This is a genomic window from Pirellulales bacterium (genome assembly GCA_035546535.1).
Lineage (GTDB): Bacteria > Planctomycetota > Planctomycetia > Pirellulales > JACPPG01 > JACPPG01.
This window is the reverse complement of the sequence record DASZWQ010000204.1, coordinates 1-25,778: the sequence shown is the minus strand read 5'-3', so window position 1 is coordinate 25,778 and position 25,778 is coordinate 1. Positions and strand designations below refer to the sequence as shown.

22 protein-coding genes are annotated in these 25,778 nt (G+C 63.3%); 11 read left to right on the top strand and 11 right to left on the bottom strand.

The genetic code is table 11. The features are described from left to right. Positions 1–32: 32 nt before the first annotated feature. Positions 33–488 carry a thioesterase family protein gene (locus tag VHD36_23555; GenBank protein ID HVU90327.1) on the bottom strand — a complete coding sequence of 152 codons (456 nt, stop codon included), beginning with the start codon at positions 486–488 and terminating at the stop codon, positions 33–35. A gap of 348 nt (positions 489–836) precedes the next feature. On the opposite strand from VHD36_23555, the gene VHD36_23550 reads away from it, so the two are divergent. Both VHD36_23550 and VHD36_23545 read left to right on the top strand, forming a co-directional pair. Then, positions 837–2,153, top strand: a complete 1,317-nt coding sequence (locus VHD36_23550) for a PHP domain-containing protein (GenBank protein HVU90326.1) — start codon at positions 837–839, stop codon at positions 2,151–2,153. 75 nt (positions 2,154–2,228) lie between these two features. Then, positions 2,229–3,857 (top strand): DUF1559 domain-containing protein, encoded by a 1,629-nt coding sequence (locus tag VHD36_23545; GenBank protein HVU90325.1) that lies wholly within the window; start codon positions 2,229–2,231, stop codon positions 3,855–3,857. Positions 3,858–4,173: 316 nt separating this feature from the next. Here the strand turns inward: VHD36_23545 and VHD36_23540 are convergent, their stop codons facing one another. The 5 genes from VHD36_23540 to VHD36_23520 form a co-directional block, all read right to left on the bottom strand. Continuing rightward, positions 4,174–4,407: a hypothetical protein gene (locus VHD36_23540; protein HVU90324.1), complete on the bottom strand. Its 234-nt coding sequence runs from the start codon at positions 4,405–4,407 to the stop codon at positions 4,174–4,176. Between the two features lie 324 nt (positions 4,408–4,731). Then, positions 4,732–5,097 carry a DUF3467 domain-containing protein gene (locus VHD36_23535; GenBank protein ID HVU90323.1) on the bottom strand — a complete coding sequence of 122 codons (366 nt, stop codon included), beginning with the start codon at positions 5,095–5,097 and terminating at the stop codon, positions 4,732–4,734. A 205-nt stretch (positions 5,098–5,302) separates the two neighbouring features. Continuing rightward, on the bottom strand, positions 5,303–5,947 hold the full coding sequence (locus VHD36_23530; protein ID HVU90322.1) for a DUF1559 domain-containing protein: 645 nt from the start codon (positions 5,945–5,947) through the stop codon (positions 5,303–5,305). 287 nt (positions 5,948–6,234) lie between these two features. Continuing rightward, positions 6,235–7,341, bottom strand: coding sequence for a Xaa-Pro peptidase family protein (locus VHD36_23525; protein ID HVU90321.1), 1,107 nt, complete (start codon positions 7,339–7,341; stop codon positions 6,235–6,237). A gap of 484 nt (positions 7,342–7,825) precedes the next feature. Next, the gene (locus VHD36_23520; protein ID HVU90320.1) at positions 7,826–8,062 is read right to left on the bottom strand and encodes a hypothetical protein; all 237 of its coding nucleotides are present in this window, start codon (positions 8,060–8,062) and stop codon (positions 7,826–7,828) included. A 400-nt stretch (positions 8,063–8,462) separates the two neighbouring features. Here VHD36_23520 and VHD36_23515 point away from each other — a divergent pair, with 400 nt between their 5' ends. Beyond that, a complete protein-coding gene (locus VHD36_23515) occupies positions 8,463–11,144 on the top strand; it encodes a Tex family protein (GenBank protein HVU90319.1) in 2,682 nt (893 codons plus the stop codon). A 23-nt stretch (positions 11,145–11,167) separates the two neighbouring features. Then, on the top strand, positions 11,168–11,638 hold the full coding sequence (locus VHD36_23510; GenBank protein ID HVU90318.1) for a hypothetical protein: 471 nt from the start codon (positions 11,168–11,170) through the stop codon (positions 11,636–11,638). A 10-nt stretch (positions 11,639–11,648) separates the two neighbouring features. Here VHD36_23510 and VHD36_23505 read toward each other — a convergent pair whose 3' ends face one another. From VHD36_23505 to VHD36_23495, 3 genes are read right to left on the bottom strand one after another with little or no spacing between them, the layout of a single operon-like run. Then, positions 11,649–13,955 (bottom strand): DUF4129 domain-containing protein, encoded by a 2,307-nt coding sequence (locus VHD36_23505; GenBank protein HVU90317.1) that lies wholly within the window; start codon positions 13,953–13,955, stop codon positions 11,649–11,651. 16 nt (positions 13,956–13,971) lie between these two features. Further along, positions 13,972–15,279: a DUF58 domain-containing protein gene (locus tag VHD36_23500; protein ID HVU90316.1), complete on the bottom strand. Its 1,308-nt coding sequence runs from the start codon at positions 15,277–15,279 to the stop codon at positions 13,972–13,974. Next, the gene (locus VHD36_23495) at positions 15,276–16,250 is read right to left on the bottom strand and encodes a MoxR family ATPase (protein ID HVU90315.1); all 975 of its coding nucleotides are present in this window, start codon (positions 16,248–16,250) and stop codon (positions 15,276–15,278) included. The genes VHD36_23500 and VHD36_23495 overlap by 4 nt, the downstream gene beginning before the upstream one ends. Before the next feature lie 243 nt (positions 16,251–16,493). On the opposite strand from VHD36_23495, the gene VHD36_23490 reads away from it, so the two are divergent. The 5 genes from VHD36_23490 (at position 16,494) to VHD36_23470 (ending at position 22,151) form a co-directional block, all read left to right on the top strand. Further along, positions 16,494–17,822, top strand: a complete 1,329-nt coding sequence (locus VHD36_23490; GenBank protein ID HVU90314.1) for a DUF1501 domain-containing protein — start codon at positions 16,494–16,496, stop codon at positions 17,820–17,822. Positions 17,823–17,872: 50 nt separating this feature from the next. Then, complete coding sequence (locus VHD36_23485) at positions 17,873–19,147, top strand: PQQ-binding-like beta-propeller repeat protein (protein ID HVU90313.1); 1,275 nt, start codon at positions 17,873–17,875, stop codon at positions 19,145–19,147. A gap of 357 nt (positions 19,148–19,504) precedes the next feature. Beyond that, positions 19,505–19,879, top strand: coding sequence for a carboxymuconolactone decarboxylase family protein (locus VHD36_23480; GenBank protein HVU90312.1), 375 nt, complete (start codon positions 19,505–19,507; stop codon positions 19,877–19,879). Between the two features lie 79 nt (positions 19,880–19,958). Beyond that, positions 19,959–20,903, top strand: a complete 945-nt coding sequence (locus VHD36_23475; GenBank protein ID HVU90311.1) for a hypothetical protein — start codon at positions 19,959–19,961, stop codon at positions 20,901–20,903. A gap of 291 nt (positions 20,904–21,194) precedes the next feature. Beyond that, the gene (locus tag VHD36_23470) at positions 21,195–22,151 is read left to right on the top strand and encodes a hypothetical protein (protein ID HVU90310.1); all 957 of its coding nucleotides are present in this window, start codon (positions 21,195–21,197) and stop codon (positions 22,149–22,151) included. A gap of 36 nt (positions 22,152–22,187) precedes the next feature. On the opposite strand, the gene VHD36_23465 is transcribed toward VHD36_23470, so the two are convergent. Both VHD36_23465 and trxA read right to left on the bottom strand, forming a co-directional pair. Beyond that, entirely contained in the window at positions 22,188–23,762 is a 1,575-nt protein-coding gene (locus VHD36_23465) for a hypothetical protein (GenBank protein ID HVU90309.1), read from the bottom strand. Between the two features lie 213 nt (positions 23,763–23,975). Continuing rightward, the gene (trxA, locus tag VHD36_23460; GenBank protein ID HVU90308.1) at positions 23,976–24,305 is read right to left on the bottom strand and encodes a thioredoxin; all 330 of its coding nucleotides are present in this window, start codon (positions 24,303–24,305) and stop codon (positions 23,976–23,978) included. A gap of 209 nt (positions 24,306–24,514) precedes the next feature. On the opposite strand from trxA, the gene VHD36_23455 reads away from it, so the two are divergent. After that, entirely contained in the window at positions 24,515–25,519 is a 1,005-nt protein-coding gene (locus VHD36_23455; GenBank protein HVU90307.1) for a YhdH/YhfP family quinone oxidoreductase, read from the top strand. Between the two features lie 24 nt (positions 25,520–25,543). Beyond that, positions 25,544–25,778 (top strand): archease (locus tag VHD36_23450; protein ID HVU90306.1); only part of this gene is annotated, 235 nt, incomplete at its 3' end.

The following is a 25,778-nucleotide window of genomic DNA, read 5'->3' as shown; positions in this document are numbered from 1 at the left end:
GCCGAACGTTGGTCTGCTGCCCCATTCTCGCCCTACTGCCCTTGCGCGAATGTGCGCCCTTCCAGCGATTCGATCGCGGTGCGCATGGCGTCGGGCACAGGATGCGGCTTGCCCGAGTCGTAATCGAAGACGACCATCGTTGATTCGGCCTCGGCCACGATCGCCCGCTGCGCTTGGCTCTCGACGCGATGCGTCATCGTCAGGCTGGTGCGGCCGATGCGTACGATCCGCGCGCCGATGCGGATTGTGTCGGGAAAGTTCAACTGCCGGCGGAAGTCGCACTTGATCGACGCCAGGATCGGGCCGACGTGTTCGGCCGTACGTCGATCGGCCAGGCCGATGCGGCCGAAGTACTCGATCCGCGCCGACTCGCACCAGCGAAAGTACACCACGTTGTTCACGTGCTGCATGGCATCCTGGTCTCCCCACTGTACGGGCAACGTGAGGATCACCGGGAACTCGGCCAGCAGGTCAGCATCGTTCGACATCAAAGAGGGTCCTTCGTAGGGTGCACTGCGTGCACCATGATCCAATGTCAACGCCGTGATGCCCAAAGGGCACCATACAAAAACAATTCGTTTGCGCACGATCATTCTAACGCCGCGACCGGCAATCCGCCCGCCGTGCGAGTGTCAGGAGAACTGCAAGGTCTGTAGCCGGGGTCTGTGACCTCGGAAGCGGCACGTGGAATCCCGGCCGCACAGAGGCCGGCTACAGAAGATACGCGCGCAGCATCTCAACTTTGCAGTTCTCCTGCCGTGCGCGTGTATCGTCGTCCTCGGCCGGATGTTACGATTGACCGGACCATGTGCCACGCTCTGGGAGAAACACACGCGATGCGAATCTTTGGCGGATTGTTAGTTCCACTTCTCTGTCTATTGCCGGTCTCACGCGTCTCGGCCGACGCGCTAGAGCGGATGCGCATGGAGCGGCTGCGCGCCACGCACGCCCGCGTGTTGGCGCTGCAGAATGAGCGCGTGCCGGTCGACTTGAAAAGTGCCTACGACGATGTGCGGGCCCTGTTGCACGTACACTCGGCGTTCTCGCACGATAGCCGCGGCACGATCGAAGAGATCCTCGCCGCCGCCAAGGCCACCGGCGTGCGCGTGATCATGTTCACTGAGCATCCGGCCGATCATTACGACTATTTCAAAGACGGCCATCAAGGCGTGAAGGACGGCGTGCTCTTGATACCCGGCGCCGAGACGGGCGGATTCCTCGCCTATCCCACCCGCAGCCTGAAAGAAGAGAAGACCGGCACGCCGCAGGAATTCGCCAACCTGGTGCGCCGCGACGACGGTTTGATCTTTCTCTGCCATCTTGAAGAGCGGATGGACTGGAACATTACCGGCCTGACCGGAACGGAAATCTACAACACGCACGCCGACTTCATGGAGGAGACCAAGTTCATCTCCTCTCTGAAGACGCCGATCGGCCTGTTGGCACTCATTCCCGCCGTCAAGCAATTCCCGCAAGAGACGTTCGCGGCGCTCCAGGATTATCCGGCTGGCTACTTGAAGAAATTCGACGAAATGTGCCAGCAAACGCGGCACGTAGGCGTCTCGGCCAACGACGCGCATCATAACCAGGCGTTCCGCGGTCGCGTGACCGACGACGGCAAAATGCAGCTCGACGACGCGCTGGGCAAGAAACTCCTCACGCTCGATCCCGACAAGGTGCCGCTCATCAAGCCCATGGTGTCCGGCAAGCAGCCCGGCGATTTGGTCTTCGAGCTGGATCTCGATCCGTACGAGCGCAGCTTTCGCCACGTCAGCACGCACCTGCTGATGAAACAACTAACCCACGACAGTGTGTGGGATGCACTCAAGGGGGGTCGCGCGTACGTCGCCTTCGACTGGATGGGCGATCCGACGGGTTTTGTGTTTCAGGCCGACCGCGACAACGAAACCTGGACCATCGGCGGCGAAGTCCCGGGCCCGAACGATCTGCGCCTGCGAGCCGCGGCCCCGTTGGCCGGCAAGCTCAAGTTGATTCGCAACGGGGAAGTCGTCGCCGAGCAGGATGGAAGCACGCTCGAACATGCCGTCAGCGAAGCGGGCGTGTATCGGGTCGAAGTGTGGCTCAACCTGGCCGGCGAGCCGCGCCCGTGGATTCTTACGAGCCCCATCTATGTGAGGGAAGCCAGCAAGTAGCCGCCTCGAGGCGCGTGCTACGCCGCAGCACCGATTCATTCATCCGCAGCGTCCATTTTCTCCAGGAGGTGTGTGATGATCCGTGCGTCGTCTTCGACCGCGAGCTTCGCGGCAATCGTCCTTCTGGTCGCGTCGGCCAACGCAAGCGCCGCCGAACCGCTCGATCTTTCTTACATCAGCGCCGATGCCGTGGCGGCCGTTGTCTTGCACCCGCGGGAAGCACTCGCCGCACCGGAACTCGAGTTCCTGCCCATCGAGGTCGTTGTCGCCGCCGGCCAGCAATACCTGGGCGTCGATCCGCGCGATATCGAATTGGCGATCGGTATTTTCGGCATGTCGGGCCTGGCCAACGGAGAGCCTGGTTTGGGCGCGATCCTGCATTTTGCCAAACCGTACGACCGAGCAGCCGTGTTGACCGCGATCGGCGAAGGAACGGTCGAGGCAACCCACGCCGGCAAACAATATCGCCGCGCGACACAACCCTCGGGCTTTAGTTTCTATCTCCCCGACGAACGTACGCTGTTGATCGGCACCGACGGGCAAGTGAAGAACATGATGGCGGCCAGCAAGGTTGATACGGGCCTGACCAGGTTGCTCCAGCAAGCCGACACGTCGAAGGCGGCCGTGGCGGTGCTCGATTTCGCCACCGTGCGGCCGCTGGTCATGCTGGGGATGCAAAATCTGCCGCCGCTGCCGCCGCCGTTTCAACCGTTCTTGAAAGTGCCTCAACTTCTGAAATGGGTCGAGCTGTCGATCGATCTCAAAGGAGAGTTGGGCGTCGCGGCGCGCATCGGCGCAGAGAATGCCGACGCGGCCAAGGAGCTGAAAGAACTGGCCGAGAAAGCCAAGGCGCTCGCGCGCCAGTTTATCGAGGCGCAGGTCGCCGCGGGCGTGGGGGGCCCGCAGGCCGATCCCACGCAGGCGGCGCTCGGCAAATACACGCAGCGCGTGGTCGGGAAATTGCTCGACGGCATCGACGTGCGCGTCGTCGACGATCGGGTCGAAGTAACCCTACTGAACGGCGCGCCGGCCATGGCCTCGACCGGCATTATGGTGGGCCTGCTGCTGCCGGCCGTTCAATCGGCGCGCGAAGCCGCGCGGCGCGCCCAATCGCAGAACAACCTCAAGCAGATCGGTCTGGCCATGCTGAACCATCACGACGCGTACAACCGCTTGCCCGCCCGGGCGATTCGCGACAAGGATGGAAAGCCGCTCTTGAGCTGGCGGGTCGCCGTTTTGCCATACCTCGACCAGGCCGCCTTGTACAAAGAGTTTCATCTCGACGAGCCGTGGGATAGCGAGCACAACAAGAAGCTGATCGCCCGCATGCCGCCCGTCTTCACGAACCCCACCATGAGCGAGCCGGGCAAAACAAACTACCTGGCCATGACAGGCGAAGGTACGGTCTTCGGCGGGTTCGCTCCGCAGCCTGGCTTACGGTTGGCACAGATGATTGATGGCACCTCGAATACGATCCTGGTGGTCGAGGCCGACCCGGACCTTGCCGTGGAATGGACCAAGCCTGACGATTTTCATTTCGATCCTGAAAAACCCCTGGCCGGGTTGGGAAAAATTCGCCCCAACGGCTTCGAAGCGTTGTTTAGTGACGGCTCTGTCCGCATGATCGCCCGTTCCATCGACCCGAGCGTATTCAAGGCCTTGGTGACGTATGCCGGGCGAGAAGTCGTTCAATTGCCGCAGTAAAGCGCCTCATTGTGCAATACCGCGGCTTCTGTTCATTGAGCTGTTCATTGAACCGCGGCGCACAGGTCATAACGGTATATGTCGCAGGGGGTATCTGATGATCCGCGCGATATCTTGGGGGACGCGCCTCGCGTCGGCCGCCCTCGTCGTCTTTCCGAATTATGCCGGCGGCGAGATCGTGCAACTGCCTCGCGAGTAACCAACGGCTCGCAGCAGGAACGCCTATGAGTCGGCCTAAGAAGTTCGTCAGGCGCGCAGCATCCTCTAGCGCCCCGCGAAAGAGATTCGCCAACTCCGCTTGCCGACCGCGCGACCCTTAGCGCAGCGTCGTGGTCGTCGTCGGCTGCGTCGCGACGGGCGCCGCTACGGGGGCGCCGGCCGGAGCGCTATACACGGGCGCCGGATAGGTGCCTGGCGCCGCGGGCGTCGAATACGCGGCCGGCGCGGCGTACGTGCTTCCGCCCCACCATGAACCCGGCTGATTGCAACAACAACCGCCGGACAGCGCCGCGATCACGAGCATCGCGCCCGTCCACTTCGTGACTTCCATGACACGACTCCTGCAACAAGTCTCCCCGACGCAAGGGGAGCGCAGGCCGAACGTTTGGCCTACGAAACTCCCCGTCAGGGGTGCAGGACGTTAAAGACTTTGGCGCGGCAGGTCAAGCCGACTGGCGCGTGCAGCCGAGACGGCCGCACCACAATTCGCCTGGCATCGACTTCTTGGGATGCAGGCGTCCCGCCTGCACGTCGCGCAGCAATAAGAAACCGCCGGAATTTGGCGTCTGGCCAGGCCGCAGCGCCTCCGGCGCCCTGACAACGAGTTGTCAGGGCCACCCACCGAGATTTCACGACAGGCGCGTCGCCAGCAGTGCTAGCTACGCGGCGCGGCGGGAGTCCGGGCGCTCGGCATGACGCGCTTCTGCACGTCGGTCTCCAGCACGCCGAACGTGGCTTCGTGCCGCTGCACGGTCAACTGCAAGGCGTGCAGCATGCGCTTGGCGGTGTAATAGTTCGTGACGATGCGTTGCGTCACGATCACCGGCTCTTGCGGGATGCCGAACGGCTGCGGATTGAGGCCGAAATCAATGATCAGTTCCTCGGGCGTGCCCGTCACGCGGCAAAAGTTCGCGTACGAGGCCGTGATGTGCGAATCATCGACCTTCACTTGCTGGCGTTGCGCGGGCGCTTCGCCGGCGGGAGCTTCGGATTCGGCCGGGGTGGTCTTTTCAGTGGTCAAGCGATTTCTCCTTCAATGCTTTGTTGGCAATGCTTTGCTGGGCACGCCATGATTTCGTGACGACCCCGCCCGTGGGCCGGTCGCCCCCCATTCCTGAACTGTAGTATACAAATTTGCGCACCGAAAACACCCAGACGCGGTGGTAAGAATCGCGTTGCACGGAGATCAGCAGCGTATCGCCAGCCGCGCCAAACCTTACAACCGTTCAAGGCCACCGCACGGTCTCGCCGCCTGCGATCGTCAGTAGCGCCTGCAGGTCCTTGTCGGTGATGTGCTCGTCGATCGTTAAGACCCGGCCATCCGCGAAAAGGATGCACGCGCACCCCGGATGCCCACTGGAGACGCCGAGACCCGACGGTGCGTTGACGCCCGGCGCGCGATTCTTGAGGTCGAGGTCTCGCGGCTCCATCCAATTGATTCCGGAGTTCGCGACCTCGACCAACAAGATCGTATTTGACTTACCGTCCTTGATTTGAGATTCCTTGACCTTTCCCGTTCCCGGCCAGATCGTGCCGGGTCCGACGACCGCCACGTAACTAGTTTCGGTCGCAGGGCCAGGGTCGGAGGGGCAGTGGAAGAATTCGAGAACCTGTTGGCTCAATTTAATATTGTGTGGACCATCCCACGGCTCGTCGGCGTGCCTTTTCCACTCGTCGTACAGTTGCCGGTTCTCCAAGTACGGCAACAGTAGCACGCGCCAACTGACAAGCGGACGCCCGTGTGCGTCGGCAAAATAGGCAGGAGGGTAGCAGCCGTTGTTGGCGTGATAATTCGCCAAGGCCAGCCCGAGTTGGTGCATATTACTCATGCACACGTTACGACGGGGGAGCGGCCTTTGGGCGGCTGGCATTACTAGCGCAAGAAATAGCAATCCGACAAACGCAAACGCAATGACGCTGAGATAACCCGGACGCCGTTTTGCGTCGACCTTCCTGGCAAGCAACGCGAACCAAACAAGCGTGACACTAAATGCCAGCAAGGCAACGGCCGGCCACTGGACGAGCAATGCACAAGAGACCGCAGTGAGTCCCACACCGATCAACAGCGCGCGTAGCGAGAAGGCCGGCAGCATGCCTTCGATTATACGAGGCGGAGCACGGCAATCGATGAACGGTTCGCGCGTTAACCGTGCCGTTCCTACAGCCCCAGCGGGAAATCGCTCAGCAGCCGTACCCCGTTTTCGGTGACCAGATAGTCGTTCTCCAGCCGGATACCGGCGCGCAACTCCGGCCCATACAGGCCGGGCTCGGCCGTGAAGACGTCACCGACTTCGAACGTGTCGTCCCATTTCGGATTCAAGTGCGGCGCCTCGTGCGGATACAGGCCGATGCCGTGCCCCAGGTGATGGTCGAACGCTCCCGGCCGATACTCGTCGAGAATCGCCTGGGCGGCGTCGAAGATGTCGCGGCAGCGCACGCCCGGCTTTACGTTGCGCTCGATCATCGTGAAGACTTCGGCGATCTTCGCGCACGCCCGCTGCTGGTCGTCGGTCGGGCGATGGTTGACGGCAACGGCGCGGCAGTTGTCGGCAAAGTAACCCTGGTAGGCCGGCCCCAGATCGAGGATGTATAGCTCGCCATCCTCGGCCCGGCGGTCGCGCGGCGGCCCGCCGCGCGTGCCCGACTGATAATCGTTGCCGGTGGCGGTCATCATCTCGCCGAAATGGGCCACGGCCACGCTCTGCAATTGGTTGAAAACTTCCAGCTCGTTGATGCCAGGCTCGATGATCTCGCGCCCGCGCGCGTACATCAGGCCTGTCCCGTCGATCGCCTTTTGCAGCCGCGCCAGTTCGTCCGGCTCCTTGCGGCGGCGCAAATAATAGAGTGACGGCTCGACGTCGACCAGCTCAGCCGCAAAGCGCGTCGCCAGGTGCGGCCCGAACGACGAGAACTCGACGCCGATCCGCTTCGGTGCCGGCCGCCCGGCGAGCGCCGTGACGAGAGCATCGGACGAAGCTTGCCGCTGGTCGTTCCGCAGGGTCGAAAACCGGTTCGATTCGTACGACACGACCTTATCGGCCGCCGCGTCCTTATACGTGACCGTCGGCGCGACGAGCGTCACATGCCCATCGGCCGCCAGCGCCGCCACCGGCTCGAAGGTCCAATGAAACCGCGGCCCTGCCAGCCATTGCACATGCTCGTGCCGCGTGACAATCACCAGGTCCAGCCGTTCGCGTTGCATTAGTTCCAGAACGCGCCGCTGCCGATTGCGGCAGCCTGCGACGGTGGTATCTAGATTCGCCATGCCGAGAGTCTCCGAAAGAGTTGGGCAGGCCAGATCTTAACGGGGACGGTAGGCGGCAGGAAGGAACGCAAAGCGCCCCGTTCAGGGCCGCCAGAGCACCCGGGTAGCACGGGCAACTCGCTTGAGCCTGTCCGGGAATTCAACAGGTGCGCAGAGAGAAAAGCACACCATAGGGGCGCTACATAAGTCGCGTAGCGCGTCCGAAGGCCCATACGGCCCCTAGCAGCCTGTTGAAAAAAGCCCTCGTGGCTTCTTTCAACCTCGCCAAGTGCGAAGCAAAGCTTCGCACGGCTCGCAAAATAACGACTTACGTCGACATTCTGCCATCGCATCCCTGCGATGTCGCAGCCCGTTGAGTTCTTCAACAGGCTGCTAGGGCGATCTGGAATTCAGGGGTTTGGCCGGTGGCGCCTCGGCGCGCAAAAAAACCGGATGCGAATCTGCATCCGGTTCTGGGTATTCTATTCAAAGCCGCGAAGTGCCGTTAAGCGCTCGGGCGGCGGCAATGCTGGTAGGCCAGGATGACTTCGTAAAGATCCATCGAAATCGAGATTTCGTCATCTTCGAAGTCGCGCAACCAGGTTCGCTCGCTGCGTACGGCGTCGGCCAAGAGCGGAAAGATCTCGCCCAGGCGGACCTGGACCGAATGTTCCTGGGCCTTGTGGGCCGTGGCTGTCGCGGAATCAGGTCCGTAATAAACGCGTAACTGGCTTCGGGACATAGACAACGCTTCCTTACGTCGCGGTTCCCTGGGACGATCGTCGGGTCGGACCGCTCGTGACCCCGACGTCGAGTGCGCGAAATCCCCGCGCACCGCTGCTAGCGCCCACCCTGGAACATTGATGTGTGTATCGGCCGCGCCCCTTCCCTCGGTTTGATCTATTTGGCAAGAAATTCGTTCTTTTCTCTGCGACGGTTTGAAAACGATCGCGCACGAGGTACGCAGAATGCAGTGCATGCGCGGCGTAACAGCACGGCGCGGGGGCAGCTACGGGGCAGGTATAACGCTGGCGCGGCTTGACACCGTTGACGCTCGTTTCTAGATTGCGAAACGAGTAAGGTCTTATCAGCAGGAGCCTTGCGTTGTATTCTCCTATCAACGCAAGGGGTACGCACAGCTCATGATCTCTACGATCGATCTCGACCTTGGCCAGGTTGCTGGCCCTCTTGCGCTTCCACTCGATAGCGTCGCTGCCGTCGTTGACCTCCTCGATAGCGGCAACACCATTCCTTTTATCACCCGCTATCGCAAAGACCAAACCGGCGGGATGGACGAAGAACAGGTGCGCGCCATCCAGGAGCGCGTGCTGAAGCTGCGTCAGCTAGCAGACCGCAAACAGACGATCCTGCGCTCGATCGAAGCTCAAGGCAAAACCACGCCCCAACTCACCGCGCAGATCGAAGCCGCCGACACGATGAAGCGGTTGGAAGATCTCTACCTTCCTTATAAGCCCAAGAAACAAACACTCGCCACCACCGCGCGCAGCCGCGGGCTGGAGCCGCTGGCCGACGAAATCCTGGCCAATGATCCAGCTTGCCGCGACCTCGACGCCCGCGCGGCGGATTTCGTCAATCCCGATCGACAGATCAACAACATCGGCGACGTGCTCTTGGGGGTCGGCCACATCCTGGCCGAAGTGATCAGCGAGCGCGCCGATTTGCGCGGCCGGCTGCGTTCGATCCTGGAAGAGACCGGCCGGCTGGTCAGCAACAACATCGAAGGCGAGGGCAAAGAGGCCAAAGAAAAAGAGCCCGAAGCGACCGCCGTGGCCAGCGAAAGCGAAACCGGCGCCGAGGCGCCCAAGCCGGAACCGCCGGCGGCGAACAAGAAGAAACAAAAAGGGAAGCGCGACGGCAACGCGTTCCGCGACTTTTTCGATTTCAGCGAAGCGCTGGCCAAGGTCCCGCCGCACCGGGTGCTGGCGATCAATCGTGGCGAGCGGGCCAAGATCTTGCGCATCAAGGTCGAGGCCGATACGGCCGCCATGCACCGCGTGCTCGACGAATTGGTCATCGATCCCGAGACGCCGCATGCCGACTTTCTGCGGGGCGTGGCGCGTGATGCGCTCGCCCGGCTGATCCTGCCGAGCCTGGAACGGGAAGTGCGTCGCGAATTGACCGATCGTGCCGAAGCACACGCCGTCGAGGTCTTCGCCCGCAACCTTCGCAAGCTATTGCTGCAGCCGCCGATCCGCGAATGCCGCGTGCTGGCCCTGGACCCGGGCTTCAAGAGCGGCTGCAAACTGGCGGCGCTCGACGAGTTTGGAAACTTGCTGGCGCATGGTGTCGTACACCTGGTGGGCAGCGAGGAGCGCCGCGCCGAGGCCAAGACCAAGGTCGTCGACATGGTGCGCGAGCATCGCCTGACGGCCGTGGCCATCGGCAACGGCACAGGCTGTCGCGAAACCGAACAGTGGATTAGCGAGCTGATCGCCGGTGACCTGGCGGAGGAGAATATTTCCTACGCGATTGTCAATGAAGCCGGCGCCAGCGTCTACTCGACGAGCCAGATCGGCCGCGAGGAGTTTCCGTCCTACGACGCCACGCTGCGCGGCGCCATCAGTATCGGCCGGCGTCTGCAAGACCCGCTCTCCGAGCTGGTGAAGATCGACCCGGCCAATATCGGCGTCGGCATGTATCAGCACGACGTCAAGGTGAAGCATCTGCGCGATTCGCTCGACGGCGTCGTCGAATCGTGCGTGAATTTCGTCGGCGTCGATTTGAATACCGCCAGCCCGGCACTATTGCGATACGTGTCGGGACTGAACCAATTGACGGCGCAGCGACTGGTCACGCACCGCATGGCGAACGGGCCGTTTACCAACCGCGCGCAATTGCGCTCGGTGCTGGGCTTCGGCGAAGCGGCCTTCGTCCAGGCGGCCGGCTTCTTGAAGATCGCCGGCGGCGACAATCCGCTCGACGCCACATGGATTCACCCCGAAAGCTATCCAGCCGCGACGCAGTTGCTCGACACGTTGGGCTTTCAGGCCGTTGACCTGGCCGACAAGGCCAAAGATGCCGAACTGGGCGAGCGTCTGATGGGCGCCAACCTTCCCGAACTGGCCCAAAGCCTGCACGTCGGGGCTCTGACGCTTGCGGACATCGTCGGTCAGCTCACCCGGCCCGGCCGTGACCCGCGCGAATCGCTGCCCAAGCCGATCTTCAAAAAGGGAATCCTCAAACTCGACGATCTTGCTCCTGGCATGGAATTGATGGGCACGGTGCTGAACGTCGTCGACTTCGGCGCGTTTGTCGACATCGGCCTCAAGGACACCGGTCTGGTACATGTCAGCCAGTTGGCCACGAAATTCATTCAGGACCCGCACGACTGCGTCTCGGTCGGCGACATCGTGACCGTGTGGGTGATGGCCGTCGACAAGGAGCGGCGCCGCGTGTCGCTCACGTTGATCGACCCTGCGAGTCGTCGCACTGAAGAGCGCCGCCCGCCGCGCCAGGAAAGGCGCCGGCCCGATAGACCTCCGCAGGCGCAGACCGCCGGAGCCGCCCCACGGCCGGCCGTGCAGCGTCAGGGAGGACAGCGTTCTGGAGAAGGCCGTCCCGGCGGGCAGCAAGGCGGGGGACAGCAACGCGGCGGGCGCTCGTCGCGTCCTGACCGCGGCTCGGACCAACAGAAGAAGCCGTACAGCGCTCCGCGGCCGAAGCCGAAACCGCGCCCCGTCGTGCCGCTCACCAAGGGAATGGCGGAAGGACGCGAGCCCATGCGCACCTTCGGGGATCTGAAACAATTCCTCGAGCTGAAGCAAAAGACCGACGATCAAGCGCCCGAGTCCCCGCAAAGCTGAGCGCCGAGAAGGCAAGTCGCCGCATGGATTTCAACGAACGACTCAAGGAGGCCATCGCTCGCGGCGAACGGCAGCATGCCGTCAAGGCACGCAGCGAAGCGCGTGACGCGGTCAGCGAGGAGGAATTGCGGCGCCTCCACTCGCAATATCGCTTGGAGCTTTCCGAACACATCGAACAGGCGATGCGTCCCTTGCCCGACCATTTCCCGGGTTTTCGCTACGAAACCTTGTCGGGCGATCGTGGCTGGGGCGCCGGCATCAATCGCGACGACGTTCGCCGCGGCGGCAATTCGTTCTCGCGGCTGGAAGTCGCGATTCGCCCTTACTCCTCGTCGCACGTCGTCGAATTGACGGCCAAGGGGACGATCGCGAACAAGGAAATCTTCAACCGCACGCACTTTCAGCGCATCTGGGAGGTCGATCTGGCCAGCTATCGGCAGATGATCGATCTGTGGATCCTCGAATACGCCGAGCGCTACGCGGCGATGCCGTGAAGCCAGCTCGCTATCGGCTCGAGACCGGCGCGCCGGCGCGTTGTAGCGCTATCCACAATTGACGCACCTCGGCCAGGTTCTCGCCGGCGAGCGGATCGCGCGCGTAGGCAACCCGCGCGTACAGGCTCGCTAGCTCCTGAACTCCCGCGGCCAGAGGCGGATGCTCGCCGGCAAGGCGGGCCGAGAATTCAAGCGGTGTTTCTTCCGCCAGCCGCGGAGTGTCACGATCAGCGGCCCACGCTTCCAAGGCCTCGAAGCTGTACTGCACGATCGCGTGGGCCCGTGCTTTTGCCGCCGCGCCGCTGGCAAACGGATCGGCATAGGAGGCGAACGGCCGCGTTCGACGCACCGTTGCCGCGACGGCTTCATCGGCTTCGCCACCCGTCGAGGACCGGCGTCCGAAGAAGCTTTGCCACAGCGCCATGAGCTCGCGTGCCATGGCATGCAAGAAGGCCCGCACTTGCGCGCCGTAGCGGATCAAGCAATAGATCACGGCAATGGCAACGACAGCGTTTACCAGCATCTTTAGTAACCACAACACGCCGCCGGCCGAGGCCAGCGGAGGCGGCCGCAGCCGGGGGCGCTGCTGCCAGCGCTGCCCGAGGCTTTGCGCCATCTTTGACGACAGCGAGTCTTGCGCGCCCTTGCCTTTATCAGCCCCCGCTTGCTGCTCGGATGGTTGTTGCTTGCCACTACCGGCCGAGCCGCTTTGCCGGTCAGCTTGCTGCTTCGCGCCTTGCTCGCCGTTTTTTTCGGCGTCGGAGCTTTGCCGTTGCTGAGTCTGTTGAGCCTGCTGTTGCTGCTGATCCCCGGACTGTCCGGCAGTTTTGTCTTGTCGCTGTTGTGATTGTTGCTGTTGCTGTTGTTGTCCGGCCGACTGTTGTGAGGCCGGATTGTTGCCCTGCGGTTGCTGCTGTTTTTCACCGCCGGATTGCGTCGCCTGATTCTGTTGCGGCTGCTGGGCTTGCGGATTCTGTGATGGTTGCGTCTGGGCCTGTTGCCCTTGCGACCGCTGACTCTGTGCCTGCTGACCTTGCGACGGGTTGCCGCTGCCGCCCGACTGCTGCTGACCGCTCGTGCCCCCGCCGGAACTACCGCCGCTTTGCTGCGACTTAGTCCCCTCTCCGCTCTGCCCCTCCCTCTCACCGGCTGCCGCCTGCCCTTTGTTTTCCTCCTCACTGCCCTCTGCCCGCTGCCCGCTGCCCTCTGTTTTCTGCCCCTGCTCCCCGCCGGCCTGCGAACTGTCGCCGCTGGCGCCGCCATGCTGTTGAGCTGCCGCCTGTGAATCGTCGGGCTGCTTCTGTTGCTCGTCCGGCGCGCCCGACGACGATTCGCCTTGCGCGGGACTGTTGTGCATCGGCGCGTAGCGCGACGCCTCGCGCTCGGGCGAGCTGAGCATGCCGGTTAGCGACGAAATGGCGTATTCCGGCTGGGGCCGCGGAATCAGGACCGCCAGGATCAACACGATGCCCACCATCGCCGCGCCCACGGCCAGCCAGGTGCCGGCCATCTCGACGGGCATTTCCAGCCGGCGCTGCCGCAAGTAACGGCGCAACCCGAGGAAGCTGGTCGTGACCAGCAGACCCAGCGCGCTGGCCACATACACGAACAGACATTGAAAGGCATACAGCCGGTCTTCGGTCGCGATGAATTGCTGGCCGAGGCCGAAAATCGGCAGCGCCGCGAGCGAAAAGTAAACGACCGTCAACCCCGGCGGCGCCTTGCGGCTGGCGCTACTCTGCCACCACGCGAAAGCCCGCTTGATCCACGGCAACTCGGGCGGCTTCGGCAACTCGGGCGTTTTCGACGACCGGGCAGCCGCTTCGTTGCGGCGCTTGCGCCGCGCTGCGGCTGTCGTCAGGGCGGGCGCCTCTTTCGGTTCGGCAGCCGCGGTTGAGAGGGCCGCGTCGAAGCCGGCCGCTTCGAGTAAGCCGGCGCCGCTGGCGTCGTCATCGTCGTCGACCAGCGTGCAATTCCAGACCAGATGGCTCGCGCACCACCAGATGACGCCCAGCACCAGCCAGGCCCAAAACGCATGGTCGACAAAACGTGTCATGGCCAGGGCCGCGACGACACCCAGCGCGATGCCGAACAAGCTGGCCCGCTCGGCTCCCTCTTCGATCGAGATGCGGCTGATCAGCACGGCCGCGAACACGAAGCAGCCGGTCGTCCAATACAGTCGCGTTTCGAACGCGCCCGCGTAAAAGACCATTAACAGAAAGAACGCCAGGCTGCCAACCAACAAGATGATCAATGACGGACTAATGGCGATCGCCATGTAATCCATCAAAGTCGGTTTGGGTCGCGCCTCGGACATCTCGCGCCTCCAACGCCTATCGTACCATTTGCTGTTGGCACAGCGCCGACAGCGATTCTTCGCTGGCGACCAGCCGCGCGTCGATCCCTTCGGCGATCAACCGGCCCAGGCACTCGCTCGACTCGAATTCGTCGAAGTTCACCACGACGGCCGTCACGGCGTATCCGCGGCGGCGCAGGTTGCCCAAGGTCCAGGCCACTTCGGGCGGTACGTCCCCCAGCACGGCGATCACCGTGGCATCGGCCGGCAACCGCGCGGCCGCTTCGTTGACCAATTGCGCAAACGACAGCCCATCGGTCATTTCGACCCGGGCCAGCGTTTCCAGGATGCGGCGAAACTGTTCCGGCCCGCGCCGCGTCGGCACGATCAGCGGGCGAAGCCGATCGCTGGTTTCGTTCATGCTCGCGCTTTGTCGCGCTGCGCCGCGGGTGCGATATTCGTGCTCCCAACCTTCCTGCCGGATGCGATCCGCGGCGTCACGACCGTTGGTGATCAAGCCGATCTGCTGGCCCAGTTGATACACGGCGTTGGCCAGCGACGCGGCGGCCGTGATGGCCAGCTCCGAGCGCACCGGCTCGTTGCGCGGCGGGAACGAGGCCCGATTGAAGTCCAGCACGATCGTGGCCCCCGCGATGCACGAGGGCTCGTAGACTTTGCTGTGCAGCTCGCCGGTGCGGGCCGTGGCGCGCCAATTGACGCGATTGATGGCGTCGCCGGCTTGATACAAACGAACGCCCGCGATGCGCGTCGGATCTTCGAACAACCGGTGCGTCATGCGCACTTCCCCGATCGGACGGCGCGACGCGATATCAAAGCCGACGAGCGGAATCACCTTCGGGTAGACAATGATGAAATGCGGCTCGCTCGCCACGCGGAACCGCCGGTGCAGGCCGAACAGGTCGCCGCTTTCCAACATGCACGGCCCGATCTGGTAGTAGCCGCGCATCTCGAAAGTGAGCTGATACAAGAGAACGCGGCGCCCCTGCCCGCGCACCATGGCGATCATCAACCGGCGTCCGGTCACGCGCAGCCGCGGCGGCCGCTGCACGAGTGCGGCCCGCGGCAGAATATCTTCGACCAGCACCCACGGAACGGGCAGCCGGCCGGCGTTCGCGACAGTCACCGCCACGGCCACGCGATCGCCAATTTCGGCCGACAAACGATTGCACTCGCGCGTCGCCGACAGGTTCTCGATCCACGCCCGCGCCAGCAGGCGGCTGGAGATCAATACCGCCAAGAGCACGTACATGGCATAGGCCAACAGGCCCATCTGAAACGCGACCGCCAGCAGCAGCAAGAACGCGGCAGCCAGATACCATCTCATGACCGGCCTGCTTCACTGGCAATCGTGGGAACCGGCGTTTCGTCGAGAATCTCGTGGACGACCGTCTCGGCCGTGACTTTGCGCAGCCTGCTTTCCGGCTTCAGGATCAACCGATGCGACAGCACCGCCGGCGCCATCCGCTTCACATCGTCGGGCAGCACGAAGTTGTGACCCCGCACCGCCGAAAGCGCTTGCGACGTGCGCAACAGTGCCATCGAAGCCCGCGGGCTGCCGCCCAGCAGCACGTCGTCATGCTCGCGCGTGGCGCGGATCAGCTCGACGATGTAGTTGCGCAATTTTTCATCGATGTAGACTTCTCGCACCGCCTGCTGGCAGGCCAGCACTTCGTCGACCGAAACCGCGGCGGTCAGGTCGTCGATCGGATGGCCACGCTGTAGCCGCTCGAGCATGCGGGCCTCTTCCTCTTGGCTGGGGTATCCCAGCGACAGGCGCACCAGGAAACGGTCCAATTGTGCCTCGGGCAGCGGGAACGTCCCTTCGTGATCCACGGGGTTTTGCGTGGCGATGACGAAGAAGGGCGCTGCGAGCTTGTGCGTGGTGCCGTCGACGGTCACTTGCCGCTCAGCCATCGCTTCCAGCAGAGCGGCTTGGGTGCGCGGCGTCGCGCGGTTGATTTCGTCGGCCAGCACGATCTGCGAAAAGATCGGCCCGGCGCGAAATTCGAACTCGGCCGCCCTCTGATTGAAGATCGACGCCCCCGTGATGTCGGTGGGCAACAAATCGGGCGTGCATTGCACGCGCTTGAACGAGCAGCCGACGCTTTTGGCCAGGGCCCGGGCGAGCATCGTCTTCGCTACGCCCGGCACGTCCTCCAGCAGCACGTGCCCTTCGCAGAAATAGCTGACCAGCGCCAGAACGACTTCCTGGCGTTTGCCGATGATAACTTTCTCGATATTGGCGATGATGCGTTTCGCCAGAGCCGAGATCTGCGGAGAGCGAACAGTGGCCATGCGCGGCTGCCCCGAACCTGTGTTCCGTAGGAAAGGGAATCCCTATATCAACGGCGAAGTCGGGGCAAAAAGCAAGGGTGCGAAGGCGGACCCGATGAGCCACCCGGACCACAGGCCTGGGCTACAGGACTTTGCTTCTCCTCGCCGGTACCGTTAAACTGTCGAGAGACCCACCGCCACACAGCCTGCCGACCGAGCCCGCCGTCCTCTTCGCCAGCCGGCGGGAGCAAGGAACCACACCGCATGTTCACCCTGCTGGGGCCACAGCACCGCTATTGCGATCGCGCCTCGCGCCGCAACTTTCTCAAGGTCGGCAGCCTGGCCTTGGGGGGCCTGAGCCTGCCCGCCCTGTTGCGCGCCGAAGCGCGGCAAGGCACCGGCGGCTCGCACAAGTCGGTGATCATGGTCTACCTGTCGGGCGGGATGGCGCATCAAGACACGTTCGACTTGAAGCCCGACGCGCCGGACGAAATTCGCGGCGAGTTCAAGCCGATCTCGACCAACGTGCCGGGCGTGCAGGTGGGCGAACTGTTGCCGAAGATGGCCACGGTGATGGATCGCGTGGCCCTGGTGCGATCGATCGTGGGCATGCGCGACGAGCATTCCAGCTTTCAGAATCTAACCGGTTACACGATGGGCGTGGCGCAGCGCGAGGGGCGGCCGAACTTCGGTTCGGTCATCGCGCGGCTGGCCGGGCCGGTCGATCCGGTGGTGCCGCCGTTTGTGGATCTGTTCCCGACCATGCAGCATCGCCCGTACAACAGCCCTGGCCCTGGCATGCTGGGACACGCGGCGGCGGGGACGAAGGCCGATGGCGAAGACCTGGCCAGCATGAAGCTGCGGTACGTTTCGTCTGAGGAGTTTTCCGCGCGCCGCAATTTGTTGGCCGGTTTCGATGATTTCCGCCGCGCCGTCGATAGCTCCGGCGTCGAGCGATTGGATGCCGCCTACCGCCGCGCGTTCGACGTGCTCACGAGCAGCAAGCTGGCCAGCGCCATGGACGTCGAAAAAGAAGACCCGGCCGTGCGCGAACGCTATGGCCGCGGCTCGCCGCAGCATCAGGGGGATGGGGCGCCTGAGTGGAACGATCAACTGCTGATGGCCCGGCGCCTGGTCGAGGCCGGCGCCCGTTGCGTGACCGTGGCCTACGGCTTTTGGGACACGCACGGCAACAATTTTGGCGCTCTTAAGGAACGTGTGCCACTGTTTGATCAGGGCATTTCCGCCTTGGTCGAAGATATCTACCAGCGCGGACTCGATCGCGACGTGACGGTCGTCGTGTGGGGCGAATTCGGCCGCACGCCGAAGATCAACAAGGACGCCGGTCGCGACCATTGGGCGCCGGTCAACTTTGCTTTGATGTTCGGCGGCGGCATGCGCACCGGCCAGGTGATCGGCGCCACCGACAAGATCGGCGCCTACGCCACGGCGCGCCGCGTGCCCTACCTCGACGTGCTGGCCACGATCTATCACAACCTCGGGCTCGATCCGCACACGTTCGTCAAGGATCTGGCCGACCGGCCGGTGGGAATCCTGCCCGAGGGGTCACGGCCGATCGCGGAACTGGTCTAGTGCTCTGCCACAGCCACAACTCCGGGTGTCCTGCTCACGCTCGCGTGAGCATGTGGTTGAAGGCAAACTTGCTGCCCAGGCTACTTGGCGTATTCGCGTTCCTAGCTGCGCTGTGCGCCGCTGTGATCGCGTCGGCCGAAGATTGGCCCCGCTGGCGTGGGCCGCGCGGCGATGGCACCTGGCACGCGCCGCCGCTGCCCGAGGTTTGGCCAGCCGATGGTTTGAAGACCGTCTGGCGGCAACCGATCGGCGGCGGATATGCCGGCGTGAGCGTCGCCGACGGTCGCGTGCTGATCATGGACCGGCAACGCGAACCGGTCGAGGTCGAACGCGTGTTGGCGTTTGATGCGGCGACCGGCCGGCAACTTTGGAAGCACGAATACCCGGTCGAGTACGGCAAGCTCGATTACGGAAACGGCCCGCGCGCAGCGCCCACGATTCATGAAGGCCGCGTCTATACGCTGGGCGCGCTCGGGCATGTGTTGTGCCTGGATGCCGCCACCGGCAAGTCGCTGTGGTCGCACGATTGCGTGGCCGAGATGCAGGCCAAGATTCCCGACTGGGGACTGTCGGCCTCGCCCGTCGTTTGGAAAAACCTGGTGATCGTCCACGTGGGCGTTCCTGGCGGGTCGTTCGTGGCTTTTGATCGTGCGACGGGAAAAGAGGTATGGCGCGCGAGCAACGACCCGGCCGGTTATGCCACGCCGATCATCGTCAACCGCAGCCACGGCCCGCAGCTTGTCGGCTGGACGCCGGAAAATGTCGTTGGCATCACGCTCGACTCGGGACACGTCGATTGGCAGATTCCCTACAAGGTGACCTATGGCGTGTCGATCGCCACACCGATCGTTCGCGACGACCTGGTATTCGTCACCGGCTACTGGGAAGGTTCGAAGATGGTTCGCCTGGGGCAAGGACCGGCCGATGCCGAGTTGGCCTGGGAGGACACGAAGCAACTGCGCGGGCTGATGTCGCAGCCTCTGGAGCGCAACGGTTTTGTTTACTCGCTCGACAAGCAATTGGGCGTGACGTGCTTCGAAATGGCGACGGGCAAGAAACTCTGGGACGATGGCAATCGCCTTACGCCGCGCGGCCGCAACCCACAGGTCACGATGGTATGGCTGGGGGATAGCGACCGGACGATCTCGCTCAACGCCGAGGGCGAACTGGTGCTGGCCCGCTTCACGCCGCAAGGATACGAAGAGCAATCGCGCACCAAAATCATCGGCCCGACCTGGGCCCACCCGGCCTACGCCGGCCGACACGTCTTTGCCCGGGATGATGCGGAGCTGGTGTGCGTGGAACTCATTCCCACCGCGCATTGATGCCAGACTCTAACACCCTCTCCCACCGGGCGAGGGCAACGCCGGAAGTTTAAACCCTCTCCCGCCGGGAGAGGCGGGAGAGGGCGGGAGAGGGCAGGGTGAGGGGCAAACGTCAACGGCGACTCTCTCAGACTTGATATTCGCGAGTGTTTATTAGCCCGAAGCGCTAGCGAGGGGTAGGGACTTCGTCGGATCCCTCGCTGGCGCTTCGGGCTGGTATGCAATTCTGGTACCTGGAATTCTTGGCCAGTGCTAAATTGCACGCCGAAGGTCATCTCATAGCCAACCGCGTCGCTTTCGGGAGTAAGTCTCATGTCAGCGCGAGATACCAAAAAACCCGGACCCGCCACGGTCGCGATGGTCGAAGAGTCGGCGGCGACCGGCCGCGTGCGGGAAATCTACGACGATATCAAGGCCACGAAGAAGATCGACTTCGTGCCGAACCTGTGGAAGACGCTGGCCACGCATCCCCCGCTGTTGGAACAGATCTGGACGCGTCTGAAAGTCACGATGGCGCCGGGCCGGCTCGACGCGCTGACAAAGGAGATGATCGCGCTGGCGGTCTCGGCCACCAACGGCTGCTCTTACTGCGTCAACTCACACACGGCGGCGGTCAAAAAGCTCGGCCTCGACGACGAAGGCCTCGGCGAACTGATGGCGGTGGTGGCGATGTTCAACTCGACCAATGCCTTGGCCGACGGCTATCAGGTCGAGCCGGATGTGATTCCGTAAGAGTCGTGTCTCGTGGAACTCCCAATCGTGCTCGGGAGAACTTCGGATGAGGACATTAAAACGTTCAGGCGCTCGGAGCGTGCTCAGTTGGCTGCCGGTCGCTCTGTGGGGCGCCGCCGCGCTGACTCTCCGACTCACCGCGGAAGATCTGGCAAATGCCGGCGAACTCCGGCCGATCCGTCTTGACGCATTACGAGAGCGCTATCGAGCAAAGGACGCGACGTTCCACCGCTTGGAGGTGCAGTGGAAAGAGGACGTTGTGGACCGGCACAACGGCGCTCATGCGAGCTGGTCTGGCAAGTGGAGAGTCCTCATGGAGGGAGATAAACTCCGCATGGAAGAAACAAAGGGCGAGGATACGCAAGTCCTGACCTTCAATGGTGAAGTGGGAATGCGTCTCAGCACCTCAAAACGATTTGACCCTGTCGCGCACATTGACCGCCGGGACGTTACGGAAACGCTGAACGCCAATAATTGCAACACCGATCCAGTCCTATGTGCGTTCCGCCCGACAAAGATCCTTGGATCGCTTGAGGCTGGACGGTCTTCGGGTTGGGCTTCGAAAAGTGGGGAGTTGAATGGTCAGAACGTTTACGTGCTTAGCCGCGGGACGGGGATTGATGGGACATTGAAACGCGTCCTGTATGTAAGCCCCGCTGATCTCACGGTGCAACGCATGACGGATGAGAATGAACACATTCGAATACAATGGGATATTGAATACCGCGACGTTCACGGCGAGACGGTCCCCATGCGATGGAAATGGGTCACGGAATTCCCGCATGGGAAGTTAATGATGTCCCGAACGATACACGCCGTGCTGGTGAACCTGAATCCTGAAATCGCTCCATCAGATTTTGAGATCGAATTTCCGACGCGTACCGCGGTTTACGACGCACGGGATAAGGATCGGTATATTGTCGGGCCCAATGATGAGAAAGTTCGCTACCGGCTACAGGATCTGCAAAGTAAAACGGTCGACGACATATTGAACGATCGTCTTCGGGGTCGGTCAAACGACTGACCTTCTCGTCGAACCGGTAAATGGCGGTCCGGCGCTTTAGGTCATCGGGCGGCTGTGCCCCGCCCGGCATTTTCGGAAGGTCACGGACGTCGAGGGGGCGTAGGTGCCGGCCCTGGCAGTGCTTGGCTTGAGAAATGGGCCGGATTCAGCGCTGAAAACCCTATTTTGCTTGGCTTTTGCCCCGAAGCCGATTAGTCTCAATAGGTTGAAGGGCCTCTTGCGCCGCCGGCAGACGGCGGGCCAAGGGTGGAGTTCGGAACGAGAGAGAACTGCGCAAAAAGGGTGTTCGCCATGACCACGACCGCTACCAGTACGGGAACCTATCTGCGCGCCGTCGCGCTTGCGATCGCCGTGACGACTCTGGCATTTGGCGTAAACGCGGCCCAGGCCCAGAGCAAGGCAAAAGCCGGCGCCGGCAAGTTCAATCCGGACGATCCCTCGGTCGATCTGTTCGATGCGATCGACGCAGGTCAGATTGACGTGAAGTTCATTCCGAAAGATTCGTCGCAGGCCAACGTCACCATCACGAACAAGACGAAGAAGCCTCTCAACGTGAAACTGCCTGCCGCTTTCGCGGCCGCGCCCGTGCTCGCGCAACTGGGCGGCGGCCTCGGTGGTGGTGGTGCACGTCCGGGCATGGGCGGTCAGATGATGGGCGGTGGCATGGGTGGAATGGGCGGCGGTATGGGTGGCGGCATGATGGGTGGCATGGGTGGCATGGGGGGCGGCATGTTCAATGTTCCGGCCGAGAAGGTCGGCAAATTCAAAGTCACCTGCGTCTGTCTCGAACACGGCAAGCCCGAGCCGCGTCCTGCCATGGCTTATCGCATCATGCGCATCAGTGACGCCAAGGTGAAAGAAGGCGTTCGCGAGCTGTGCGCGCTGGTGGGCGCGGGCAAGATCGACCAGCGCGCCGCGCAAGCCGCGGCCTGGTACCTGAATAGCGGCATGAACTGGGACGCTCTGGCGGCGAAGCGGATCGAAAACGTCGTCGGGCCCAGCGAACCGTATTTCAGCGAAGAACAGTTGCGATCGGCCATGTCGATTGCCAACGAATCGATGAAGCTGGCGGCCGAGAATCCTGGAACTCCGGCCAAGAGCCCCGGCGAAACGCCCAAGAGCGAAGGAGGGCTGGCCGACGACGCCCAGGCTAGTGCTTCCGGTAAGGGCGCTTCCGGTAAGGACGCCGCCGGCGATAGCGTCGCGACCGACAAGACGCAGGCGCGTCGCAGGGCACGGGCCCGTTAGATTGGTCGGGGCTAGGGCGTCCCTGCGCGACGGCCGTTACGCGCTCGCGCGGCGCTCGTCGTTCATTTCGCGCAGCTTAGCCGCGGCGCTGCGCAATTGCTGCTCGAAGGCGAGGCGCGCCTGATCCCATTCTTCGCGCTCGCGATCCAGCGCCCGTTCGCGATTGCCAAGCTCGTCTTCGCGCTGCGAGAGCAACGAAGCCTGATAGTCGAACTCCGCTTGCCGGCGTTCGGCCCAGGCCGATAGCTCGTCGCGCTGCGTCACGAGCTTTTTCGACTGCATGGCCAGATCGGCGGTCATGGCCGAAAGCGTCGCGCGCTCATCGGCAAGGCGGCCCGCGGCCAAGCGCCATTGGTCGGCCACCCGCGCACGTGTTTCCGCCAAAGCCCGGGCGACTTCCGGCGGAGCCGCGGCGCCGGCCAGGTGTACGAGCGTTTCCTCGGCCACGAGGCGCGAGTCGAGCGCCGCCTGGTGGACTTCGGCAAGTTCCGCGCGCAGCCGTTCGAGGTGTGCCTGCCGCTGGTCCAATTGCTGCCGCTGCCGCGTGAGAGTCTCGCGCTCGGCGGCGATCTCGGCCTTGGATTTCCGTTCGCTCTCGACCAGTCGTTGCCTTTCGCTGCGTGCGAAGCGGGCCAGTTGTTCGCGCTGGTGGTCCAAATCACGGCGAATCGCCGCGAGCTCGGCTTCGGCGGCAACTTGCAGCCGCTCGGCAGCCGTGAGCTGCTCGTCGCGCGCTGCCAGCCGATCGGCCAACTCGGCGCTTGCGCGAGTCATGCGGATTTGTTCGGGACTGGGGCGGCGGGCGATTTCGGCCAGTTCGGCGCGGCGGCGCTCGACGGCGGCTGCTTCTTGCTCGACGGCCACGCGCCGCTTTTCCAGGGCCGCCAGCCCTTGCCGCACGATGTTCATGCTCGCGGCACGATCCTGATCGAGCTGCTGACGACAGCGCACGATGCGGTTGTGCTCGGCTTCACGGCGTTCGGCCAGCTCGCGGTGCGCGGTTTGTTGCAACTGGGCCTGGTTTTCCAGTCGCGCCCGATTGCGTTCGAGCTCCGCGCGGCCGCGCTCCAGCTCACCTTCGCGGCGGCGCAAGTCGTCGACGAGTTCGCGCTGCGCCGAAGCATGGTAGGCCTCGGCGGCCGACAGGCGCGAGCCCGCCTCGGCCGTGGCGCGCTCGCGCGAGGCGAGTTGCTGCTCGCGTTCCGTCAATTCCTGCTGCCGTGCTTCGAGCCAGACGCGCGCCGCACGCATCTGGTTCTCCAGTTCTGCGGCCTGGGCGTGTTGCTGCGCCTCGCGGCGATCGAGATCGTGTTGCCGCTGTTGCAGTAGTTGCGCGAGCTGCCGTCCTTGCACGCGCAGATAGGCCAAGAGCTGCGCGATTTGCAGCGCATCGCCGGCCGTGGGCATCGCACCGGCGTCGGTCACGCCAGCGGTGGCACCGTTTAACGGCCGACCCACGGGGCCGCCCGTTGCTGCCGCGACCGCATCATCGGCAGCGGGCGGGCCAGAGCCCAGCACGTGCGCAGCGTCAACGCGCGCACCGGCCGGCAGGGGCGCGCCCCCGCTTGTCGTCGCAACGTTGGTCGTGCGAACCTGGATCGATTCCGACATGCGGCCGCCCGGTTTCGTGGTGGCCTAAATGACGATCGTGCGGTAGATCGCACCGCACAAGCGGCGAGAGTTCGCCACTTTCAGGTCATCGGCTCGCCCACGGGCGCAAATCGAGCATAAACCGATCACGTGAGGGCGCTGCGCGCAGCGCCAGCATTAAAACGAAAGCGGGCCCGCAGGCCCGCTTTGAGAATTCGAGAGAGCGACCGGCAATCAGCCCTTGGCCGCTTCGAGAGCTTGTTGCAAGCGGCTCTTCGGCTGCACGCCCACGAACCGGTCGACGACCTCGCCCCCCTTGAAGATCATCAACGTGGGGATGCTGCTGACGCCGTATTGGGTGGCGGCGCTGGGGCTGTCGTCGATGTTGATTTTGCCGATCTTCACGGCCCCCTTGTATTCGGTGGCCAATTCTTCGACCAGCGGAGCGATCATGCGGCAAGGACCGCACCACGGAGCCCAGAAATCCACGAGCACGGGGCTCGCGCTGTCGATGACTTCACTCTGGAAATTCGCGTCGGTGAATTCGCTGACGTTGCCGGCCATGATTTTTTCTCCGTAAATCGTTCGGCGGAGGTCACCGCCGTGTTGGTTTTTTTCGTTTCCGTGTGGAAATTATAGGGCCACCAGGGGGGGTGTCAACGAATCGGCGCGTCCTGAGAGGCGTATCAATTTGCATCGACGGCTTACAGCTTCTACCTTGAGCGGTGGACACGTCGCCAAGACACATCTTTGCTCGTCAGCCGGAGTTGAACATGACCCCCGATCGGTTTCGTTGCTATTTCGTCACGAAGGACGAAGCGGGCAAAGCCCATGCCGAGATAACCAATAAGGCGATCGACGAACTGCCCGCCGGCGACGTGTTGATCCGGGTCGCCTATTCCTCGCTGAATTTCAAGGATGGGCTTTCGGCCGCGGGCCGGCCCGGCGTGACTCGAAAATATCCGCACATCCCCGGCATCGACGCCGCCGGCGCGGTCGTTGATAGTCGTTCGGCAGAATTCCGCCCAGGACAGGAAGTGCTCGTCACCGGTTACGACTTGGGGCAAAACACCTGGGGAGGCTTTTCGGAATACGTGCGCGTGCCGGCCGGCTGGGTCGTACCACTGCCGGCAGGTCTCACGCTGCGCGAGAGCATGATCTATGGCACCGCCGGTTTCACCGCGGCGCAAAGCGTGGCAGCGATCATCCATCACGGCATCAAGCCCGAGAGCGGCAAGGTGCTCGTCACCGGCGCAAGCGGTGGCGTGGGCATCATTTCGGTGGCGCTCTTGGCGAAGGCCGGATACACGGTCGTCGCCTCGAGCGGCAAGCCGGCCAGCCACGACATGCTGAGAATGGCGGGCGCGGCAGAAATCATCTCCCGCGAAGAAGTGGTCGACACAAGCGACAAGCCGCTCTTGCCGGCGCGGTGGGTTGCCGCCGTTGATACCGTCGGCGGTGACACGCTTTCGACCGTGGTGCGCTCGCTCGATCGGGCCGGCTGCGTCGCGGCGTGCGGACTCGTGGCGGGAACGGCGCTCAAGCTGACCGTGTTTCCGTTCATCCTGCGCGGCGTCGATCTGGCCGGCATCGATTCGGCGGAATGCCCGATGGCCACGCGCCGCAAGTTGTGGCAGCACCTGGCCACGGATTGGAAGCCCGCCTGCCTGCCGCGGCTGGCGACCGAGATTGGCTTCCGCGAGCTGGGCGCCAAGGTCGAGCAGATTCTGGCCGGCCAGGTGGCGGGCCGCGTGCTGGTCAAGCCGACGGGCGACTGAGCGCAAGCGCGCACGAACTGATTCATGTACGAGATCTTCGAGCATACGGCCGATCTCGGCCTGCGCGTCACGGCGCCCGACCTTGAGACGCTGCTTGTGGACGCCGCGCGCGGATTGCTTTCGATCATCATCGCGAACCTGGACGAAGTGCGACTCATCCAGGAGAAGAAGATCGAAGTGTCGGCCGCTGCTCCGGATTATCTGCTGTTCGACTGGCTCGGCGAGCTTTTGTACCTCTTCGAGACCGAGCACCTGGTAC

What these genes read in the sequence shown, in the direction of transcription:
- VHD36_23540 (HVU90324.1), bottom strand. Translation starts at nt 4,407, where the DNA reads ATGGAAGTCACGAAGTGGACGGGCGCGATGCTCGTGATCGCGGCGCTG.
- VHD36_23465 (HVU90309.1), bottom strand. Translation starts at nt 23,762, where the DNA reads ATGTCGGAATCGATCCAGGTTCGCACGACCAACGTTGCGACGACAAGC.
- VHD36_23485 (HVU90313.1), top strand. Translation starts at nt 17,873, where the DNA reads ATGTGGTTGAAGGCAAACTTGCTGCCCAGGCTACTTGGCGTATTCGCG.
- VHD36_23470 (HVU90310.1), top strand. Translation starts at nt 21,195, where the DNA reads ATGACCACGACCGCTACCAGTACGGGAACCTATCTGCGCGCCGTCGCG.
- VHD36_23515 (HVU90319.1), top strand. Translation starts at nt 8,463, where the DNA reads ATGATCTCTACGATCGATCTCGACCTTGGCCAGGTTGCTGGCCCTCTT.
- VHD36_23480 (HVU90312.1), top strand. Translation starts at nt 19,505, where the DNA reads ATGGTCGAAGAGTCGGCGGCGACCGGCCGCGTGCGGGAAATCTACGAC.
- VHD36_23490 (HVU90314.1), top strand. Translation starts at nt 16,494, where the DNA reads ATGTTCACCCTGCTGGGGCCACAGCACCGCTATTGCGATCGCGCCTCG.
- trxA (HVU90308.1), bottom strand. Translation starts at nt 24,305, where the DNA reads ATGGCCGGCAACGTCAGCGAATTCACCGACGCGAATTTCCAGAGTGAA.
- VHD36_23455 (HVU90307.1), top strand. Translation starts at nt 24,515, where the DNA reads ATGACCCCCGATCGGTTTCGTTGCTATTTCGTCACGAAGGACGAAGCG.
- VHD36_23505 (HVU90317.1), bottom strand. Translation starts at nt 13,955, where the DNA reads ATGTCCGAGGCGCGACCCAAACCGACTTTGATGGATTACATGGCGATC.
- VHD36_23510 (HVU90318.1), top strand. Translation starts at nt 11,168, where the DNA reads ATGGATTTCAACGAACGACTCAAGGAGGCCATCGCTCGCGGCGAACGG.
- VHD36_23520 (HVU90320.1), bottom strand. Translation starts at nt 8,062, where the DNA reads ATGTCCCGAAGCCAGTTACGCGTTTATTACGGACCTGATTCCGCGACA.
- VHD36_23525 (HVU90321.1), bottom strand. Translation starts at nt 7,341, where the DNA reads ATGGCGAATCTAGATACCACCGTCGCAGGCTGCCGCAATCGGCAGCGG.
- VHD36_23550 (HVU90326.1), top strand. Translation starts at nt 837, where the DNA reads ATGCGAATCTTTGGCGGATTGTTAGTTCCACTTCTCTGTCTATTGCCG.
- VHD36_23530 (HVU90322.1), bottom strand. Translation starts at nt 5,947, where the DNA reads ATGCCAGCCGCCCAAAGGCCGCTCCCCCGTCGTAACGTGTGCATGAGT.
- VHD36_23495 (HVU90315.1), bottom strand. Translation starts at nt 16,250, where the DNA reads ATGGCCACTGTTCGCTCTCCGCAGATCTCGGCTCTGGCGAAACGCATC.
- VHD36_23555 (HVU90327.1), bottom strand. Translation starts at nt 488, where the DNA reads ATGTCGAACGATGCTGACCTGCTGGCCGAGTTCCCGGTGATCCTCACG.
- VHD36_23500 (HVU90316.1), bottom strand. Translation starts at nt 15,279, where the DNA reads ATGAGATGGTATCTGGCTGCCGCGTTCTTGCTGCTGCTGGCGGTCGCG.
- VHD36_23545 (HVU90325.1), top strand. Translation starts at nt 2,229, where the DNA reads ATGATCCGTGCGTCGTCTTCGACCGCGAGCTTCGCGGCAATCGTCCTT.